14 protein-coding genes are annotated in these 19,321 nt (G+C 42.0%); 11 read left to right on the top strand and 3 right to left on the bottom strand.

What is annotated here, in order from left to right:
- The first annotated feature begins 1 nt into the window (after position 1).
- On the top strand, positions 2-1,714 hold the full coding sequence (locus EZ449_RS15670; RefSeq protein WP_131560521.1) for a RagB/SusD family nutrient uptake outer membrane protein: 1,713 nt from the start codon (positions 2-4) through the stop codon (positions 1,712-1,714).
- 196 nt (positions 1,715-1,910) lie between these two features.
- A complete protein-coding gene (locus EZ449_RS15665) occupies positions 1,911-2,690 on the top strand; it encodes a response regulator transcription factor (protein ID WP_131560519.1) in 780 nt (259 codons plus the stop codon).
- A 16-nt stretch (positions 2,691-2,706) separates the two neighbouring features.
- On the opposite strand, the gene EZ449_RS15660 is transcribed toward EZ449_RS15665, so the two are convergent.
- The gene (locus EZ449_RS15660; RefSeq protein WP_131560517.1) at positions 2,707-4,236 is read right to left on the bottom strand and encodes a rhamnogalacturonidase; all 1,530 of its coding nucleotides are present in this window, start codon (positions 4,234-4,236) and stop codon (positions 2,707-2,709) included.
- 53 nt (positions 4,237-4,289) lie between these two features.
- Positions 4,290-5,657, bottom strand: coding sequence for a glycoside hydrolase family 28 protein (locus EZ449_RS15655; protein WP_165499782.1), 1,368 nt, complete (start codon positions 5,655-5,657; stop codon positions 4,290-4,292).
- A 344-nt stretch (positions 5,658-6,001) separates the two neighbouring features.
- Between EZ449_RS15655 and EZ449_RS15650 the strand changes: the two genes are divergently transcribed.
- The 4 genes from EZ449_RS15650 to uxuA all read left to right on the top strand — a co-directional run bounded on the left by EZ449_RS15650 (position 6,002) and on the right by uxuA (position 12,474).
- Positions 6,002-8,398 carry a hypothetical protein gene (locus EZ449_RS15650; RefSeq protein ID WP_131560513.1) on the top strand — a complete coding sequence of 799 codons (2,397 nt, stop codon included), beginning with the start codon at positions 6,002-6,004 and terminating at the stop codon, positions 8,396-8,398.
- A gap of 344 nt (positions 8,399-8,742) precedes the next feature.
- Positions 8,743-10,830: a glycosyl hydrolase 115 family protein gene (locus tag EZ449_RS15645; protein ID WP_131560511.1), complete on the top strand. Its 2,088-nt coding sequence runs from the start codon at positions 8,743-8,745 to the stop codon at positions 10,828-10,830.
- Between the two features lie 65 nt (positions 10,831-10,895).
- Complete coding sequence (locus tag EZ449_RS15640; protein WP_165499781.1) at positions 10,896-11,231, top strand: hypothetical protein; 336 nt, start codon at positions 10,896-10,898, stop codon at positions 11,229-11,231.
- Positions 11,232-11,277: 46 nt separating this feature from the next.
- On the top strand, positions 11,278-12,474 hold the full coding sequence (uxuA, locus tag EZ449_RS15635; protein WP_131560507.1) for a mannonate dehydratase: 1,197 nt from the start codon (positions 11,278-11,280) through the stop codon (positions 12,472-12,474).
- Between the two features lie 280 nt (positions 12,475-12,754).
- Here the strand turns inward: uxuA and EZ449_RS15630 are convergent, their stop codons facing one another.
- On the bottom strand, positions 12,755-13,225 hold the full coding sequence (locus tag EZ449_RS15630; protein WP_131560505.1) for a MarR family winged helix-turn-helix transcriptional regulator: 471 nt from the start codon (positions 13,223-13,225) through the stop codon (positions 12,755-12,757).
- A 149-nt stretch (positions 13,226-13,374) separates the two neighbouring features.
- On the opposite strand from EZ449_RS15630, the gene EZ449_RS15625 reads away from it, so the two are divergent.
- The 5 genes from EZ449_RS15625 to EZ449_RS15605 all read left to right on the top strand — a co-directional run bounded on the left by EZ449_RS15625 (position 13,375) and on the right by EZ449_RS15605 (position 19,250).
- Complete coding sequence (locus EZ449_RS15625; protein ID WP_131560503.1) at positions 13,375-14,424, top strand: HlyD family secretion protein; 1,050 nt, start codon at positions 13,375-13,377, stop codon at positions 14,422-14,424.
- A 30-nt stretch (positions 14,425-14,454) separates the two neighbouring features.
- Positions 14,455-16,035: a DHA2 family efflux MFS transporter permease subunit gene (locus EZ449_RS15620; protein WP_131560501.1), complete on the top strand. Its 1,581-nt coding sequence runs from the start codon at positions 14,455-14,457 to the stop codon at positions 16,033-16,035.
- A gap of 19 nt (positions 16,036-16,054) precedes the next feature.
- Entirely contained in the window at positions 16,055-17,344 is a 1,290-nt protein-coding gene (locus tag EZ449_RS15615) for a TolC family protein (protein WP_131560499.1), read from the top strand.
- A gap of 65 nt (positions 17,345-17,409) precedes the next feature.
- Positions 17,410-18,018 carry a TetR/AcrR family transcriptional regulator gene (locus EZ449_RS15610; protein WP_165499780.1) on the top strand — a complete coding sequence of 203 codons (609 nt, stop codon included), beginning with the start codon at positions 17,410-17,412 and terminating at the stop codon, positions 18,016-18,018.
- Positions 18,019-18,290: 272 nt separating this feature from the next.
- Positions 18,291-19,250 carry a CorA family divalent cation transporter gene (locus EZ449_RS15605; protein WP_131560495.1) on the top strand — a complete coding sequence of 320 codons (960 nt, stop codon included), beginning with the start codon at positions 18,291-18,293 and terminating at the stop codon, positions 19,248-19,250.
- Positions 19,251-19,321 lie beyond the last annotated feature (71 nt).

The following is a 19,321-nucleotide window of genomic DNA, read 5'->3' as shown; positions in this document are numbered from 1 at the left end:
TATGAAAAATATAAAAATATTTGTTGCAATACTGGCGCTGATGGCCGTATTTATGGGTTGTCAAAAACAATTGATTGAAGATCCCAAAGCTATTTTGGTCCCTCAAAATTTATCTTCACCAGCTGGTTTACAGTTGGCCTTGGATGCCTCCTATGCCGGAGCCCGAAACCTTTGGGGCGGACAGGATTATTTCTTTATGACCACCCTCGGTACAGATGAGTTTGCCAGGGGAGGCGATGCGAATGCTGCAGCGGCCAATTATACATTTACGCCAACCGAAGGTAGGGTAAATACCATTTGGAGGAACTGTTACATCTATATCAACTCCTGCAATGGAGTAATAGACAATGCACCGAGCGTGGATCTGGCGCCAACAGTTAGGGCACAGATGATCGCAGAAGCTAAGTTTTTAAGAGCCAATTATTATTTCAGCCTGGTGCAGTCTTTTGGAGATGTTACCTTACTCAAAAACTTTGAAACGGTTGGCAGCACATCAGCCTCCCGGACACCAATGGCCGAGGTTTATGCTTTTATGATCCAGGATTTAAAGGATGCTATTCCCATATTACCTGCTAGCCCAAAAATCAGTGCGACCGTATTGCCTGGAAAAGCCACAGCTGCTGCAGGGAAGCACCTGTTAGCTAAAATTTATCTGACCAGGGCTGGATCATCCGCAAAGCAAGCAACCGACTATCAGGATGCTTACAACACCGCGAATGATCTGATCACTACTGCATCCTCCATTGGATTAGGCTTACAGGCCGATTTTGCCAGGGTATTTGCCGAGGGAAATGAAGATAATAGTGAAGTGCTTTTTTCAGTACAACACACCTCTAATCTCGCCTACAATGGCCCTGGTGCACCTAGTGGTGCAACAGGGGATAATATGTTAAACCACTTGTTTATTGGTTATTACGAAAGAAAACCTGGAATGGTACGCGACGTGTTTTACGGAAGGCCTTTCAATCGCGCCGTACCTACAAACTGGTTACTGAATACTGCCTTTAAGGACAGGGTAAATGACTCAAGATACGGCAAAAGCTTCCAAACAGTTTGGATCGCGAACAATACTGTCGCTTCTGGATATCCGCTATGGCCAAATCCACTTCCTGCTGGCGCGCCGGCTAGTGCTATTGTTGGTCAGGCCAAATTTAAAGCAGGAGATACCGCCATCTATATGCCGGGTGTGGATATTACCGATGCTAAAATTGCGGCCACACGGTATTTGGTGATTCCTCCGCGTAAATATGATAATACATTGGCGCCAACCCTTACCAAATACTTCGATTCAAAACGGAGTACTCCCGACGTGGTATCTATCAGGCCCGTTATTGTGTACCGTTTGGCTGAAACCTATCTTATTGCAGCAGAGGCAGCGTTTATGTCTGGGCAAACACCTAGAGCGGTTTCACTGATCAATGCCGTAAGAGAAAGGGCTGCTGCAAACCAGGCAAATAAGACTGCCATGGATATTCAGGCAAGTGATGTTTCTCTCGATTTTATTTTAGAAGAACGCTCGAGAGAACTCTGCGGGGAGAATATGAGATGGTTTGATCTGGTTAGAACCGGTAAACTGATCGATAGGGTGAAATTGTATAATACGGAGGCTGGCGCAAATATTTTGCCCAAACATGTGTTGAGACCAATCCCTCAATCTCAGATTGATGCAGTAAGCACAGGTGCACCTTATCCCCAAAATCCAGGCTGGCAATAAAATTTTATAGTAGATGGTAAGGTGAAATGCTTTACCATCTATTACATCCATCTGATTTTATTGTTCGGATGGATTTTATGCCCTGATAAAATTTAATTGTGTTAAAAATTAACGGTGATCGCTTTCCATCACCATTTATTCATCTGATCCGTTGCAGATAGGGCATTGCCATGCTGCAACTTAAACTGGAATTTGTATGAAAAACCATATTCTCCTTGTTGAGGACAACCGGCAGCTCCGGCAATCATTAAGACCGCGGCTTGAAAAATATTACCACGTAAATGAAGTTAATGAGGGCCGTTCTGCAATTATGATGGCGAGCGAAACCATACCAGATCTGATCATCAGTGATATCGCAATCCGTGATATGGATGGTATCGAATTTTGCAAAATTATGAAAAGGCAGATGGAAACGACACATATTCCCTTTATCATCATGTCTGCGTATGACGAGCCTTCGCTCAAAATGCAGGGCATGGAATCCGGAGCCGACCATTACTTTTCGCGCCCGTTGAGCATTGATCTATTGTTGGTTACCATCCGGAATATTTTTGAGCGCGATATGAAGCTTAAACACAAATACACTGGAGGTTACCTATTTGGCAAGCCACAACCCATTTCAGTTAAAAACGAAAAAGCTTTCCATCAGAGGTTACAGGACCTTATCGAGCAGAATATTGAGGACCCTGGGCTTGATGTGGGATTTATATGCAAAAACTTAGGGGTGAGCCGTAGTAAACTTTATCAAAAGGTGAAATTGAGTTCAGACCATTCGGTTGGAGAATTGATCCGCAGGTTTAGGCTAAAAAAAGCGGTTCAGCTTATGGTCGATAGGGATTTATCCGTTGGTGAAGTTGTGAATATGATCGGTTTCCAGAGCAGCTCCAATTTTTCGAGGGCATTTAAAAAAGAATATGGCAAGCCACCTTTGCAGTATATCCAGGCACTTAGAAAAACCAACTGGCATGTTCTCTAGTGGCTTGCCCTTAGCTCTATAATTGTTTTTCATCTACCTCAGACAGCTGTGTATCCGATATTGGATGACTGTTGCTCAGGCTTAAGTTTTTAACTGTTTTTAAATTAAATACCGGGGTTCCCTTTATCTGATCTACTCTGATCTGCTGAAAATCGGCCCCGGTTACATTATCAAGAACAAATGCGGGTCTGAAATCAGGTTTTATATAGCTGACCCTGATGTTGTTCATTTTGAGGTTTTTCACATTTCTGATAAAAAAACCATATGCCGGTGTGATACCGAAACGGTTGGGATCAGGATAGCTATCAATTAGAGGTGGTATCTCATTCAAAGCCTGTGCACTGGTGCCCCCCCCCTTAAAGTAAAAGCTGATGTTGTTTAAGGTAAGGTCGTCAATATCGTGGCCAGGTATACCGCTAATAATAGCTCCCTGCTCGCCGGTTACATCATAGGCAATCACATTACTGATCATCACTCGCTGTAGAATGCTAAATGGAGATCCCTCGGGACCGCGCTGCCTGGCACCAAGTCTGATGAATATGGGAGCATTAGTGATGTCGCGCATGGTGAGGTTACTGATCACGATGTCTTCCAGAACAGCACCGTCCACGGTTTCGATGGCCAGCCCGCGGCAGTGGTCAAATATGCAATTGGTAATGGCAATGTTTTTAAAGCCGCCATTAGATTCGGTTCCAATTTTTATCCTGCCAGTAGGATTCTTGCGGCCTTTTTTCTGAAAGGTACCATCTAAAAATGTGCCATCGTCATAACCTGAAACCTGGCAGTTTGTAATGGTAATATTTTCGGTAACCCTTGGGTAATTCAGCGCATAATCGCTCTTTAAAACAATGGCATCATCACCCGGTGAATTGATACTACAGTTCGAGATCCTTACATTTTTGCTCGAGATCAGATCAATACCGTCACGGTTGGTATCCATTTTAATGTTGTCAATCGTTGCGTTGTCAACCGCTGTGAGCAAAAAACCGAACCAGCCGCCTTTTTCTACTGTAAAGTCTTTCAATATTACATTTCGACAGCGTTTTAGCGCAAGGGTTTTGTTTCCATATCCATTATTCACGCCATTAATGCCATCCTCTCTAATCAGTCCCTTTCCCCAGATACGCCCGGGCCCGGTGATGGATATGTTTTGAAGATCAATCCCAACAATTAAACTGTTCTGGAAATGACTGTGACCAAAATCCTGGTAAATTTCATTTTCCCCTTTTTCAGGAAGGTCATATTTTACCGTCTCTGTTGTGGCAGCAGCCACGATTGTTGCCCCTTGATCGATATAAAGCGCAATGTTGCTCTTTAAATGTATCGTTACCGAAAGGTAATCTCCTGCCGGAAAATAAACTGTTCCGCCACCAGCCAAGCTGGCCGTTTCAATGGCCAGGTTGATGGCCTTGGTGTCCAGGTTTTTTCCATTTCCTTTAGCTCCGTATTTTTTTACGTTGTAAAATTGCCCCTGTGCCATTACTTGGCAAACCGTTAAAAGGAGCAGGGCAGGGGTAAGCAGGACTCGGATGTTTTTGTATAACATAATGGTTGTAATAAAATGGGTGTAAAATCGAAATTTCTTGTACTATTCGTTGATTAATTGACCTGTTTTACATTCGTGCAGTTTTCAATCACCACTCCTTTCCGAGGTTCTTTCGCAGTGGATTTAACGATAACGTTTTTCAACGTTAACCCATCTACAAACCCACAGTATAAACCCGAGGCATTTAAATTGCCCCAGCCATCTGGAGAGGGATACCCACCTTTTACCCGCTGCAGTACTTTTACGACATCTGTGGTTCGGTTTTCTTCTTTTCCGGTGTATGCCTGTTCGAGGATAATGTTCTCAAGGGTTAGGTTTTTGATCACGTGGCTGTTGTCTAGTCCGGTAACCGACGAAGGCATCGGGCCAGCACCGATAGCTTTGATATTAGAGATAACCACATTTTCCATGGTACCTATGCCTGGCTTGGGCGCATCTTTAGTGTGCCTGCGGCTGCGGTTGCCAAGGGTTACAAAAATCGGTGAAACACAATCCTCTGCAGTAATGTTATCAAACCATACATTTTCCATTTTTCCACCATCAGTGATGATCAGGGTAATGGCTGTACGTGCAGTTTCCGCACCATTTACATGATGATCGGCAGTTACCGATTGTATTACCTTACAATTGCGGTAAATGATGTTCCTGAATCCGCCGGTGGTTTCGGTACCCAATTTAAGCGCGTTGCAGTGGCTCGAAACCGTGCAGTTTTCTACCAGTACGTTTTCGCATGATGCAGGGCCATTGCTTTTAAGGCAGATTCCGTCGTCATCACTGTCTACACGATTGTTCCTCAGGTAAACATTTCGGCAACCATCTATATCAATGCCATCATTGTTCTGATGCGCATGATTAAATACACTCATTTTTTCAATCATCAGGTTTTCACAGTTCAGGTAATGCTGCATCCACTGGGGCGAATTCCAGAACATCAGTCCTGCCACGTAAATGTTTTTTGAACTCACGATGCGTATTCCGAAAGGTCTGCGGGGGTCGTTGTTGCCGGTGTTGAAGTAAACTTCGTGATCTCCCCTGAAATCGATCATACCTTTTCCGGTAAATGAAATGTTTTCTACTTTCTCTGCATAAAACAACGATTTATTAACCTGTAAATCGGTATTTGCTTTGTATTCGGGATAAATTACCGGATAATCCTTTGCATCAACACTACCGATAATCTTAGCTAAATGTGCCAATTCGATGTGAACGCCAGACCTTAAAATAATTGTTCCCGTTAGATACGTGCCTTTTGGAAAAAGAAACCTGGCGGGGCCAATTTTTGCGCAAGAATCTATGGCTTTTTGAAATGGGGCTGTAATGAGTGTTGCACCGGTATTATCCAGTTTTAGGTCTTTTACAACATCGTAAACGGGTACTTTTCCTGTATCCAGTGCCAATTTAAGCGGCAGATTTTTGGCCATATTTTCCAAAGAATCAGTAAGTTTTTTGCAAAAAGTCTCTGACTTGTTTACAGGAGCAAACCTGTTTTTTTTTACCTGGGAAAACCCCTGTACCGAAACCAGGTACAGGCAGCCAATTATAAATAAGTTTTTGAACATCTTTAAAAATCAATTTTTCTTTCTATCAAAGAAACATAAACAAATTTTTAACCCATTGACATTCCATTCATATTTATTGTCCTTTTGTTTATTGTTATGACTATGGAGATGGCAGACAATGGTAGGAAAACCTAAAAAAAGACAATATGTCAAATAATTAGGATAAAATGGATACACAATGCGAAAGCGAAGAGGTTAATTTGCTTATGAAAAGAACGAAATTCCTATCTGGATTTTTTTGTCTATTGATTACTACACAAGTAGGCTATACCCAAGAGAAAATTTTTCCCGGTGCGGATGAAAAGACACCTTCCAAAGCCCAGTATTTTAGCTGGATCAATAATACCAATGAAGGTCCGACTGAAAAACAGACTTTGATCAATTTTACATTTTTTGATTGGCTTAAGAATACGTACGGAATGCAGCTTGATATTTATGCATTTGATGCAGGTGCGCTCGACGGCAAAAATTTCTACGGAAGCCTAAACTCAGCGCGGTTTAAAAAGCAGTTCCCAAACAGTTTCGACGTACTTTATAAAAAAGCGACCAACATGGGGATGCACCTTGGTATTTGGGGCGGGCCCGATGGATTTGGAAATACAGCAGAAGAAGAGCAGGAACGGATTAGTCAGATGGTTAAACTCTGCAAGGATTATGGTTTTGCATTATTTAAGTTCGATGCAGTCTGCGGGCCGCTACGGCCTGAAAAAGAGGATGCTTTTGTTAAGATGATGATCGAGGCCAGGAAGTTTAGCCCGGATCTTATTCTGCTTAACCACCGTTTGGGATTAACAAAAGGACTGCCTTATGCCACTACGTTTTTATGGGGAGGTGCCGAAACCTATATCGATGTTGTGATGAACAATAATTCCACAGCGCCACACCACAGGCAAGGTGCGTTGTCAAGAGGTTTGGTACCTGGCCTTAGAAGGTTAACGGAGGATCATGGTGTCTGTATTTCGTCATGTCTGGATTACTGGGAGGATGACCTGGTGCTACAGGCATTCAACAGAAGTCTTATTTTATCACCGGAAATTTATGGCAACCCCTGGTTGTTGAGAGATGAAGAATATCCAAAACTGGCGAGGATTTTTAATATCCATCAAAAATATAAGAATATTCTTACCAATGGAATGGTACTGCCAGCCAAAGTTTATGGTGCCGATGCAGTTTCAAGAGGTAATGGCAAAACCCGCCTCATTACCTTGAAAAATTTAACCTGGACAGAACAATTACGTACCATCAGGTTAGGAGATGAGATCGGATTGGCGAAAGGACAAAAAGTGAAATTAATCCGCTTGCACCCAGATGAAGAATACCTTGGGACACATCATTATGATGATGCGGTACAGGTAAATATTGAACCTTTCAGGTCTGCACTATTTATTGCAACCACCGAAGAATATACTGACCCCGTAATTAAGGGTGCGAGATTTCAAGTGATAAGGAATGTGCCGGGTAAACCCGTTATCATTGATTTACTGGGAGCCCCTGGAAGTACGACCTCCATTTCTGTACTAGGCCCATGGAAATATAAAAAGACGGGTCTTACAGGTCTTGCAGCTAAAATGGCCATAATTAGCGGTGAAAAAAAAATAAGCTTTGCAGGTACATCGTTAAAACATGATCCTAGAAGAAAATTAGCGGGCTTTAATATTATTCCGGTACCTAAGGATGCTGAAAGCCTATACGAAGCAACAGTTTTTGCGGCAGACAATAACGCCCTGGAAGTCCGTTCTTTACTGCGTTCAGGTAAGACGGACATTCAAGCCGTAAAACAGGCAAGGGATGCGTTTTTCGAGCAGCAAGCCTTTGTAGACCGCGGATTGTGGGATAAAAATCTCTTTGACGGTGACCTGAAAACAGGTTTTTGGGAATCGGCAAAATACCGGGGTGTCCAGAAAGTTAAAGGTGGTATGTTGAGGTTGGATCTGGGAAAGGTAACAGGCGTTGACGAACTGATCCTAAAGGTGCCCGATGTATTTTCTTTACAGCCCTTGCTTCCGGAAGAAGGCAATTTTGTTGAGGTTTCCAGAGATCTGATCAAATGGAAACAGCTTACCTATATCGCAGGTACTACCATGAACATCTCTGTTAATGACTCAGTCCGCTATTTTAGGTTTGTGAACCAGCCACAACAGTTGACAGAAGTTGAAGCACTCTATAAAGGTAAACAGATAGACAGGTCCAATTGGAGCGCTTCCAATCTTTTCGCACCACCAAATAAGATGGTGGCAACCAAAGCGTGGAAATCCAGTTTTAAGCTTGATGAACTGGCCAAAAATGGATACCTGAGCATTGCTCTTAATGGGACACATGGAGTGGAAGGAGCGTATGTGGCCGCTAAAATAAACGGTAAATATGTTGGGGCACCGGATCGTTCGGTCTCTTATCCTTCCAATACGTGGGAGCACAGTAATGCTAGGCTAGACCAGAACTACACCTATTATATTCCTTTAAAAGAAGAATACATGAATAAGGAAATTGAACTTTTTGTCTTTTCTTATGATGCCGGAAATGCAGATTTCAAACCCGAGGCCTGGCTATGGTCAACCGATCCCGATGAAAAAATCAGATTAGAACTCACGCCAAAAGGCGAATAATCAAAAAATGAATGGTTAAATAGGCTGATCTTTTGGAAAAAAATAATTAGATCTCCAATAAGGTTATTGAAAAGAACCAGATTTTTAGAGGGTATTTGCTGTGTAAGTGTTTGATATTTAGTTTTTTGTGTTTTTATTGGTTTTGATTTTTTGAGATAAGAGATATGAATTCTGAAAATATGAGCTGCATTTTTGCAAGTTCGCTGAGTGCAAGCCCGTGAAAAAGAATACATTATAACGTGAGATATTGGCTTGATCTGAATGGATATGAGTTCAAAACCTGGCCAAATTAATTACCATGTCCAGCCAAACTCTATTCACAATAATTTTTTAAAAACAACATAATGTTTAGCAATATAAAAGAGTATAAAAGATGGTTTTTCTTTGTATTGATGCTTACAGGCGCTTCGCTGACAGCTGATGCAAATGATATTATCATCAAGGGTAAAATTCCTGTATATATTCAGCCAGGGGAATCGGCCGAAGTGCGTGTGGCGGTAGAGGATCTGCTTAGGGATTTACAGTCCGTTTTCGGTCAAAAGTCGATAATTATAAATCACCTTCCAAAATCTGGGTCTGCGATCGTTATCGCTACGGGAAATCGGTTTAAGGGCAAACAACCTGCATTAAAAGGATGGGAATCCCATCAGGTTTATGTTGATCATAATACTGTGGTACTAAATGGAGCAGATATCCGGGGCACTATTTATGCCATTTACACATTCAGTGAACTCTTAGGGGTAAAGCCCCTTTGGTTCTGGGCTTCAGCGCCGCCAAAAAGAATCAACAATCTGCACCTCAATGATGATTTTATCAAAGTATTTAATTCTCCGGATATCAAATACCGTACATGGCTGCCCAATGATACCGATTTTCTAAGCCCGTGGCAGGAACGTTCACAGGAAAACTATGAGGCGATATTCGAAGCTATGCTGCGGTTAAAACTTAATACCATCGAAGGAACCATTGCTGATGAAAACAGTTTTGATCCATCTTTTAAATTGGGAAAACAGGCTCAGGCGGCTAAAAGACGGGGACTGGTAAATACCGGTCACCACATGCAGATTTTTGGCTCAAATTACAGTAATTGGCCCCAATACTGGAAAAATGTGCGCCACCAGAGCGTACCCGAACTTACTATTGCCAACCGAAACGCACTTGCTGAATACTGGGGCTATCATATCGATCTGGCAATGAAGAACAATGCCGAAGTAATCTGGCTGGTCGGTTTTCGTGGAAACAGGGATATTCCGTTTTGGGAATTTTTTCCCGATTCGCCGAAAGACGCCAGAGGAAGGGCAAGGGTAATCGGCGAAATGGTTCAGTTGCAGATTGACCTGCTTAAAAAGAAAACCAAGGATCCACATCCCCCGATGCGCCTTACGCTTTATAATGAAATGACTACACTACTGGCTCAGGGGTTATTGCAGATTCCAAATGAACCCTCGCTGATTCGAAACTTTGTGGCCGCAAGAAGAGATCATTTCCCCGCGCAGGATATTTTTAAGCATGAGTTTTCAGCGAATGAACCCACGGGCTATTACATGAACTTCCAGTTCACTTCAACAGGCTCCCATCTGGCCCAGGCCGAGGGGCCCCGCAAAATGGAACAGAATTATAGAACTGTTGATAGCCTAAGTAAAGGGCAGCTGATGTTCTCGGTTGTTAACGCAGGAAATGTAAGAGAACACCTGCTCGAGTTATCTGCAAATGCAGATATGATGTGGGATTTTAAAAAGTTTAATCCCAAAACATTTTTGAATAACTTCAGTGCAACCTATTTCGGGGCAGCATTGGCCCCCGAAATTTCGGATCTTTATACCGACTTCTTTAATGCTTACTGGGAGCAAAAAAAGGGCGATATCCCCGGATTTGAAAGGCAGTATATTTTTCAGGACTTGCGTTATGCACGTTCGGCCGAAATGATAATCAGTGATCTCGAAAAAGGGAAGTTTAGTTTAAATCCGCTGGAAAACCATCCTATGGACAATCCTGATAAGGGCAGTGTGGGCTATTTTCGTGTAATGCCCATAGACAACGGAACATCTAGCCAACTTGAGGCAATCCTAAAGGGAACCGGAGCCAGCATGAGTAAACTGGAAAAAATTACCGCTAAAGCTGATACCCTCTATGACAGCCACCTCAACGGCGGAAAAATATTCTTTAATGATAATCTCCGAGGACAGGCATATATTATGCTGCATCTTAATAAAATGCTGAATAATCTGGCCCGATGCTACCAGACTGAGGAAGACCAGAAAACCAAGAAAGACTTTCTAAAGCAGGGTCTGCAAGAACTCAGGATGGTCAAACGGCAGTTGCATGATGCCGAACATAGCCCCTTTGAAGGATGGTATGCCAACGAGAAAAAATTCGGCATCGATGAAATAGAAAAACGCATTAATGTCCTGCTTCAAAAACCTGTGTTATGAATGGGGTTGCAGAAGGGACTATCCTTAGGAGAAAGTTACAATATCTATCAATTAACCGTACTGAAATGAGAAAAAAGATCACTGTACTAATCGATCTGATAGGCTATGGAATAGTTGAACTTCCGGTGGAATATGCTTTATCTTTTTACACTAAATCCGGAAGGTACCGTGTTCTTGCCGCATGCCACATAGGAGGAATTGACAGGGCCGTGCATTCTTGGTTATGTTCAACAGATTTCAGACTGACCTTTTCTGATTTTGATGTCGGTAAAGGTCACACGGTATGCTTTAGTGTAGAGGAGAATATAAACCTGTATTATCATACAATGCGGAATGTTGTGGCAGATTATCTGGCCCTAAAGGAAAATTTTTTTTACGAATGTTTTTCCGGTCAGGAATAATGGTTTACGCTGCATAGACTTTGGTCATGTAAAATAAATAATGTTTATGAAAAAATTATACAAAAGATTAGAACAGACATGGAGATGGTATGGACCAAGCGATCCCGTTTCCTTACAGGATGTAAAACAGGCTGGAGCAACAGGCATTGTTACCGCGCTGCACCACATTCCGCATGGTGAAATATGGCCAATAGAAGACATCATTGAGCGGAAATCAATAATTGAAGCTTCGGGTTTGACCTGGTCAGTAGTAGAAAGTGTACCTGTGCACGAGGCTATTAAAACCAAAAGGACAGATGCAGGCCAGTTTATCGAAAACTACAAAACCTCACTTAGAAATCTGTCCTCCTGCGGAATCAAAACAGTATGTTACAATTTTATGCCTGTCTTAGACTGGACCCGAACACAGCTCGATCTAAAAATGAAGGATGGATCTAAAGCCCTTTATTTTAACTGGATAGACCTAGCAATATTTGATCTTTATGTGCTAAAACGGATTGGTGCCGCAGCTGATTACCCACAATCTGTACTGGAAAGGGCAAAAGCTAAATTTGAAACCTTAACTGCCGGCGAACTGGAAGAGCTACGCATAAACGTTTTAATGGGTATCCCAAACGAAAGAGAAATCGAACTCGAAACGCTTCGTATGAGTATAAGCGAATATGAAGAAATTGGTAAAGATGGTTTGAGGGAAAACCTTGTTTATTTTCTTTCCTCCATCGCCGAAGTTTGCGAAAGCGAAGGGATCTATATGACGATTCACCCAGATGATCCGCCTTATTCTATTTTGGGCCTGCCCAGGATTGCCAGTACAATTGAGGATTTCAATTATATCCTTCAAAATGTTGACCTGCCATTTAACGGGGTATGTTTCTGCACAGGTTCATTGGGTGCAGGGCGTGAAAATAATGTTCTTGAGATTTTTCAGAGGGTGAAAAGCCGGGTTTATTTTGCGCATCTAAGGAATGTAACCAAAGATCAGGACGGAAGTTTTTACGAGGCCGATCACTTGGGCGGCGACGTGGATATGTACCAGATTATGAAAGCGCTGACAGCAGAAAATGCAATGCGCAAAATTCCCATTCCTTTCCGGCCAGACCACGGCCATCAGATGCTAGATGACCTGTCAAAACAGACGAATCCTGGATATTCTGCAATAGGCCGCTTAAGGGGGCTGGCAGAACTTAGAGGGCTTGAACTCGGCGTAACAGGGGAGTTTAGCCTACAGCGGAACAATAAATAAACAGAAATAAAGCCCCGTGTAATCATGGGGTTCCTATAGCTTTTTCCTAATTATTTCTCATGCTTTTGACTAAAGAGGATGATGGTGTGGCCAACAACCGGTTTATCGGAAAAGATATCATTTATCAACCTGATGCCTCCTCTCACAACATAAACAAACGATGTGAGCTGGGTTCTTCTTAGACCGCAGAATAAATCTATCAGAGCGGATGTATCAATTACCAAATCTCACCTTGACGTTGCATGATCGCTGCTCGCCATTATTTCGAAATTCATTTGTCTTATGGAGTCCCACGGCCTATCTTTTCCAAAAGTTGTTGGTTGTGGGCTTGGATTTTGACCAATGAATCCAATAACTGTTCATATTTCTTGGCACCCAGCAGGTTGCTATATTCCGCTGTTGTCGTTGCGGCCATTTTCTTGATTGCGATGTTGAGTATATGTCCCTTTTTTGTGAGATAGATCATGATCGATCTTGCATCCTGTTTACTTTTAACAGAATAGATAAGTTCAAGACGTTCTAATTCTTTTACGATCTTGCTTACGCCCTGTTTGGTTACCATTATTTTTTCCAGAAGCTCGTGGTTAGAAATTCCTGTTTCCCCAATACTCATAAAATATGGTACATAGGTAAGATTGAAATCCGGTGATATAAGCTTAGCCAGTTGGACGGTAGCTAATTTCTCCATCTGTTTTTTTAACATGTCCATCAATCTGAAAATCAGCCGTTCAGTGGGTAGTGGGTTTTCCATGGGCTAAAAATACGTGAAAATTTTTTGCATCTGGTCTTAAAGAAATGTCATTTAAATCCAATATTATTAATTTTAACAAAAAATAATAGTCAACTGGGAGTACTAAATTAGTCAACTTGGTGTACTTTTGTGCTGTAAAAATTTAATTTATGGAATCTCAGGAAAAAAACACCTCTATGCCTACTAAAGTTCTTAAAATCTTTGTTGCCGCTGTCATCGGCATTGTCCTCTGTTATTTTGCTTTCAGTAGGATTACACATGCGCTCAGTTATGAAAGCACCGATAATGCACAGATTGAGGCAAATTCTGTTCCAGTGCTCAGTAGGATTTCCGGTTTCGTAAACAACTTTAAACTTTTGGATTATCAACAGGTAAAACAGGGTGATACGCTTGTTGTAGTGGATGACAGTGCGTTTCTTCTTGCCTTAAAACAGGCGGAGGCAGATCTGATGGCTGCACGGGCTGAACTGAGCAATGCTGAATCTAAAATTCCTACCATCGGTTCCGATCAGGATGTGGCTGCTGCAGGCATCAGTTTGGAAGAAGTAACTCTTAGTCAGGCAAAAAAAGACGTGTCACGTGACGGGATATTATTTAAGGAAGGATCGATAACCCAAAGGCAGTTTGAGCGCAGCCAGTCGGCCTACCAAACTGCCGAACGGATGTTGGCCACAAGTAAAAGCCGCTACAAACAGGCAGGAACCCAGACTGGTAGTGCACATGCAGAAATTGAACGTGCCAAGGCAAATATTGCTGCCAGGGAAACCGCTCTTGAGAATGCCAGGCTAAATCTGAGTTACACCAAAATTATTGCACCAACATCGGGCAAGGTGGGAGAGACCAATCTGAAGCCAGGTCAATATGTACAGGGTGGACAACAGCTTTTCAGCGTAGTCAGCAACGATAAATATTGGATCGTGGCCAATTTTAAGGAAACGCAGATTGAACATATGAAAACCGGCCAGGCCGTAAAAATTGTCATTGATGGTTATCCAGATAAGGAAATTGCTGGTACTGTTTCAGGTTTCAGTGATGCAACGGGTGCAAAGTTTTCGCTGCTCCCACCAGATAATTCAACAGGAAATTTTGTTAAGGTTACCCAGCGCGTTCCCGTAACCATACAGATCGATAAAGCTTCTGATGTAAAAGATATTCTCAAAGCAGGCTTAAGTGTAGAAGTTGAAGTAAAGGTGAAATAATTATGAGGTGGTTCATTTATAATAATAGGTATGGAACGCAAACGCAATAAATATATAAAAATACTGATCGTAATTACGACGATTACTGCTGCAGTGATGGAGCTGATCGATACATCGATTATCAATGTTGCACTGAACAATATCAGCGGTACATTAGGTGCAACCCTGGAAGATGCTTCATGGGTTGTGACCGCTTATGCAATTGCAAATGTGATCATCATACCCTTAACAGGATTTTTGAGCCGGTATTTTGGCCGTAAGAATTACTATTTCACCTCAATAATCATTTTTACAATCGCTTCATTCATGTGCGGCAATTCATCTTCACTCTGGATGCTTGTTTTTTGGCGGTTTGTACAGGGAATTGGAGGAGGCGCACTGTTGTCGGTTTCGCAGGGTATTCTCTTCGATCAGTTTAAACCGGAACAAAAAGGGATGGCCGGTGCAATTTTCGGGATGGGTGTTGTCCTTGGGCCGACCGTCGGACCTATCCTTGGCGGTTATATTGTGGACAATTACCATTGGGCACTTATTTTTGATATCAATATCCCTATCGGCATATTGGCTGCAATATTTACATGGCATTTTATCGATCGTAAGGAAGACGAGTATGATATAGACAAAAGTGCTATTCCGATCGATTATGTTGGGATTTTATCGCTAACCGTAGGCATAGGTGCTTTACAGTATATTCTAGAAAAGGGGCAATCGGAAGACTGGTTTGAAGACTCCGCCATCCGTCTGCTAACTGTTGCAGCTGTGGTAGGCCTTGGCCTTTTTATCTGGTGGGAACTCAACACTAAAAATCCTGCAATCAATTTGAGGGTGATGAAAAGCAGGAACCTGATCGGTAGTAATTTATTGACTTTTGTTTGCGGTTTTGGTTTGTTTGGCTCAGTTTACCTTTTTCCGGTAATGGTGCAGCGGGCAATGGGTTATACACCGACTGACGCCGGATTGTCAATGGTCCCTGGGGCAATAGTTTCACTCATCGCCATGCCATTTATAGGAATAGGGCTGGGCAAGGGAATTAAACCGATCTATTTTGTAATCCTGGGATTTATCCTTTTTATTATGCACGGATATCTTTCCTCACAGGCAGCGCCGGATGCAGATAAATGGTGGTTTATCCTTCCCCAGATATGTAGGGGTATTGGTACGGGTTGCCTGACCGTTCCACTGTTGAGTCAGGCTGTTGTTGGCCTGAAACCATCCGATATGCCCTATGGGATTTCTCTTACGAATATGTGCCGTCAGCTAGGAGGGGCATTTGGGATCGCAATTATGAATACCTATACCACCAACAGGTACGCAACGCACCGGTCGGATCTGGTATCGAACCTCCAGGGGAACAGCACCCTGGTAACCGGACGTGTAAATGCGCTTACCAATGGAATGATCGGAAAGGGTGTAAATCCCGGCATAGCAAAACAGGCAGCTTATGGAAGTATTGATCATGCGATTTCCAGCCAGGCACATATGCAGGCATATCTTGACGGTTTTTTGTTGATTGCGGTATTCTTCGCCTGTACTGTTCCGTTTATGTTCCTATTAAAAAGCGAAAATATGGATGCAGAAACCAGGGCAAAAGTTGCAGCTGCAGCCCATTAGTAATTTAAAATTCTAAAAAATGAAAAAAATATTCGTAGTCATTATGCTAAGTATGCTCTCGTCGCCTCTTTTAATGGCGCAGGAAGCTAAAGCAGATCTAAAGACACTCATCAATAGGTCGTTCACCTATTTTCCTAAATTTAAAGAACTTTCGCAAGCTGTTGAAAGTGACCAATTACGCATTGAACTTGCTAAATCTGCCGGACTGCCTTCGGTGAGCGCCTCCGGGTCTTACCGGTATGCAGCCCCAGTTTCCGAAATCTCGCTACCTGGTGGAAATGGCATACAAATCGTTCCGAAAAACAATTATGCTACCTCTATTGATGCCCAGTACACCCTTTTAGACTTTGGTGTAGTTAAAGCTGGCGTGGATAGGGCGAAAGCGGCTCTTCAATATTCGAAAGACAATATCGAAGTCAACCGGAACCAGGTAGCTTATGAGGTGGCGGGTATATATTATCAGATCGCCTATCTTAAAAAGGCGATTGCCATTCAGGATAGTGTAATCAATTTTCTTCAGGTCAATAAAAAAGACACTGAAATAAAGTTTAAGAACGGTGATGCGCTGAGGTATGATGTATTGACCATTTTATCCAGTATACACAAAGAGGAAAATAGCAAAATTGATCTTTTAAATGCACTAGATAAACAATATGCGCTAATGGAATATTCGAGTGGTTTAAAAACGGATATCGCAAATATTGAAGTTGGTTTCCCCCTCGAAAATGCTTCAGATCTCTACAGCGCCCTAGCTAAAGCACAGGCAGAAAATCCCGAGTTTAAACTTTTGAACGATCGGGTCGCTCAACTACAGGCAGACCTGGCGCTAAGCAAAACTGGTGGAAAACCTACAATTTCATTAAGTGCAGGCAATGGTTTCAGAAACGGTTTTGCGCCCGATATTATGCAGTTCAGGTATAATTATGCCGCTGGACTGTCTGTGCGCATTCCGATATACGATGGAGGAAAGGCAAGAAAACAGGTGAGGCTTTCTCAGAGCGAGCTAAAAACTACCCAGTTTTCGGCTGAAAGCCTGAACAATAGTTTTCGCAGGGACATCGATCGGGCATTGATCGATGTAAAAAGCAATACCTCTAGTCTGGCTAATTCCGGACAACAGATTGCCGAAGCAAAAGAGGCGCAAAAGCTTGCACAGAGTAGGTTCCGTAATGGAATCGGCACAAATCTGGAACTCACTGAAGCGAGTTCAAACGTACAAAGGGCCGAGCTGGCCGATTTACAGTTCCGGTATAAGTTGTGTGTCGCTCAGTTGACTCTGGCTAAATTAACAGGCCTTAAATATTGGTAAACAAGATAAAAAAACAGGCCGGGGATAAGACCGGGCCTGTTACCCACATGACTAAATGTTATATTATGGGTGAGCGTAACAAAAAGATTATTATCCTAAAGGTAGCTGAAAAGCTGTTTGCCAATAATGGTTATGAAGGTACTTCGATCAGGGATATTGCAAGGGAAGGTTCTTTCAATACCGCACTTATATCTTATTACTTTGGATCCAAGGAAAAACTCCTTGCATCTATTTTTGTCTATAGGCTTGAAAGGCAGGATCAGCTTTTTACAGCTTACTGGGACAAAAAAGATCCCTTGGAAAGGCTTTCTTCTATAAATGCCTTTTATGTGGATGAATTTTTTGAAAAACGGAGTTTTTTTGTCCTAATGAACCAGGTGCAGGCATTTCCGGGAAAGTACGTCACGGTCAAAGAGATCTGTAATGAACTTCAGTCAAAAATAAATCAGGTTTTTAGCGAGGCTGTCGAAGCTGGGCAGCAACAGGGAATCCTGAGGGAGGAGATCAACGTGCCTTTAATGGTTGCCGTAATTTTTGGCAGTATTAGCAAAATTGTCTTTTTTCGTTGCCTCATCTTTAACAATCCAGATACTTCCATAAAATACGAAGCGGATATTAAGGACGCAGTTAATACTACACTCCGGGCGGTTGTTGCTGGTTTGATTTTGCCCTGAGGCTCGGGTTTGTTAATGTAGGTTATTAATGCTTAAGGTGGCGAAGAGGCCAGATGGCCACACTTTCCGGCTTATGATTCCCTAGATTTTATACTCAGAGGACTCTAGATAAGATACGCAGACTAAGATTAACTGTTCACAGCACTATAAGGTGAAAATTTTTTTCATTTGTTTATATTAGTTGCACTGAGAAAGGATCTGTTTAACTTATGCTGAATCCATATGGATCAGGCTATGATGGACCGGTGGTATATTAACCTAAATAAGCAACAATGATTATTGAACTCTTAAGAAATGATAAAGAAATTATCAAGCTGGATAATATTGATGAGATTCCTGGTGATTTAAGCGGGATCTCCAGTGTACAGGTTATTGGTTATAACAAAGTAGAGGTGGAGGGGCTAGAGAAACTTTTTGGAATAGATGCTTCCATGCTAAACCACGGAGATGATATTGAGATAAGTTCCCATTTTCTGGAAAAGGATGACCAGCTGGCCTTTAATTTTACTTTTCCCTATTTAAGTTCAGAAAGCGGAATGGAAGAGGTGATAATATGTTTTATCCTTAAGGAAAACATCATGTTCTCTTTCATGGCCATAAATTTTGAACAGTTTATCCCTGAGAGCCAAAGGCAGAAGCAATTTGACGGGATAAGCACACTGCCCTTTACTATAGATACTTTTCTACTAATAATGATCGGAATCATTTCCGATTATTTTGCTGACCTCACCGAGGTAATTGCCAAAAATATTAAGGCAATCTATTCCAAGCTACAAAAGCAGGAATCATTTTCTGAAATTGCGCTTGACCAGATCACTAAACTCAAATTCAATAACCTCATCATAAAAGAATCATTGAACAAGTACCGCCGGATCCTGCTCATGTTAAGAAAAAGCAAAAAATTGAACGAAGAGATAAAAGAGGCTATTTTTATAGACCTTAACGATCTTACGGTAATCAATGAATATGTGCAGAATAATTTTGAACGCTTGGATGATCTTAAGGAGTACGTATCGAATAAGGTGGACCTTGAACAGAACCGGATTTTTAAGACCTTAACGATCGTGACAGTCTGTATTTCGTTGCCTACCCTTGTTGCAGGAATATACGGAATGAATTTTAAATTTATGCCAGAACTGGAGTGGAAGTATGGATATATTTATGTGATCATGCTACTGCTGATCAGTTTCTTAGGTCCCATAATTTGGTTCAAGCGCAAAAAATGGTTATAGGAATTTTTAGGTTTTAAGGTCACGGATATATAATTAAGCCGGAGAAATTGCTTTTGAAAGTATTCTCCGCC

It is taken from the genome of Pedobacter frigidisoli (assembly GCF_004331675.1).
GTDB lineage: Bacteria > Bacteroidota > Bacteroidia > Sphingobacteriales > Sphingobacteriaceae > Pedobacter > Pedobacter frigidisoli.
This window is presented reverse-complemented; position numbering and strand designations above follow the sequence as displayed.

Excerpts from the sequence above, each read along its gene's own strand:
- EZ449_RS15615 (WP_131560499.1), top strand. The coding sequence starts at position 16,055 with ATGAAAAAAATATTCGTAGTCATTATGCTAAGTATGCTCTCGTCGCCT.
- EZ449_RS15660 (WP_131560517.1), bottom strand. The coding sequence starts at position 4,236 with ATGTTATACAAAAACATCCGAGTCCTGCTTACCCCTGCCCTGCTCCTT.
- uxuA (WP_131560507.1), top strand. The coding sequence starts at position 11,278 with ATGAAAAAATTATACAAAAGATTAGAACAGACATGGAGATGGTATGGA.
- EZ449_RS15630 (WP_131560505.1), bottom strand. The coding sequence starts at position 13,225 with ATGGAAAACCCACTACCCACTGAACGGCTGATTTTCAGATTGATGGAC.
- EZ449_RS15620 (WP_131560501.1), top strand. The coding sequence starts at position 14,455 with ATGGAACGCAAACGCAATAAATATATAAAAATACTGATCGTAATTACG.
- EZ449_RS15640 (WP_165499781.1), top strand. The coding sequence starts at position 10,896 with ATGAGAAAAAAGATCACTGTACTAATCGATCTGATAGGCTATGGAATA.
- EZ449_RS15655 (WP_165499782.1), bottom strand. The coding sequence starts at position 5,657 with ATGGCCAAAAATCTGCCGCTTAAATTGGCACTGGATACAGGAAAAGTA.
- EZ449_RS15610 (WP_165499780.1), top strand. The coding sequence starts at position 17,410 with ATGGGTGAGCGTAACAAAAAGATTATTATCCTAAAGGTAGCTGAAAAG.
- EZ449_RS15670 (WP_131560521.1), top strand. The coding sequence starts at position 2 with ATGAAAAATATAAAAATATTTGTTGCAATACTGGCGCTGATGGCCGTA.
- EZ449_RS15650 (WP_131560513.1), top strand. The coding sequence starts at position 6,002 with ATGAAAAGAACGAAATTCCTATCTGGATTTTTTTGTCTATTGATTACT.
- EZ449_RS15625 (WP_131560503.1), top strand. The coding sequence starts at position 13,375 with ATGGAATCTCAGGAAAAAAACACCTCTATGCCTACTAAAGTTCTTAAA.
- EZ449_RS15605 (WP_131560495.1), top strand. The coding sequence starts at position 18,291 with ATGATTATTGAACTCTTAAGAAATGATAAAGAAATTATCAAGCTGGAT.
- EZ449_RS15645 (WP_131560511.1), top strand. The coding sequence starts at position 8,743 with ATGTTTAGCAATATAAAAGAGTATAAAAGATGGTTTTTCTTTGTATTG.
- EZ449_RS15665 (WP_131560519.1), top strand. The coding sequence starts at position 1,911 with ATGAAAAACCATATTCTCCTTGTTGAGGACAACCGGCAGCTCCGGCAA.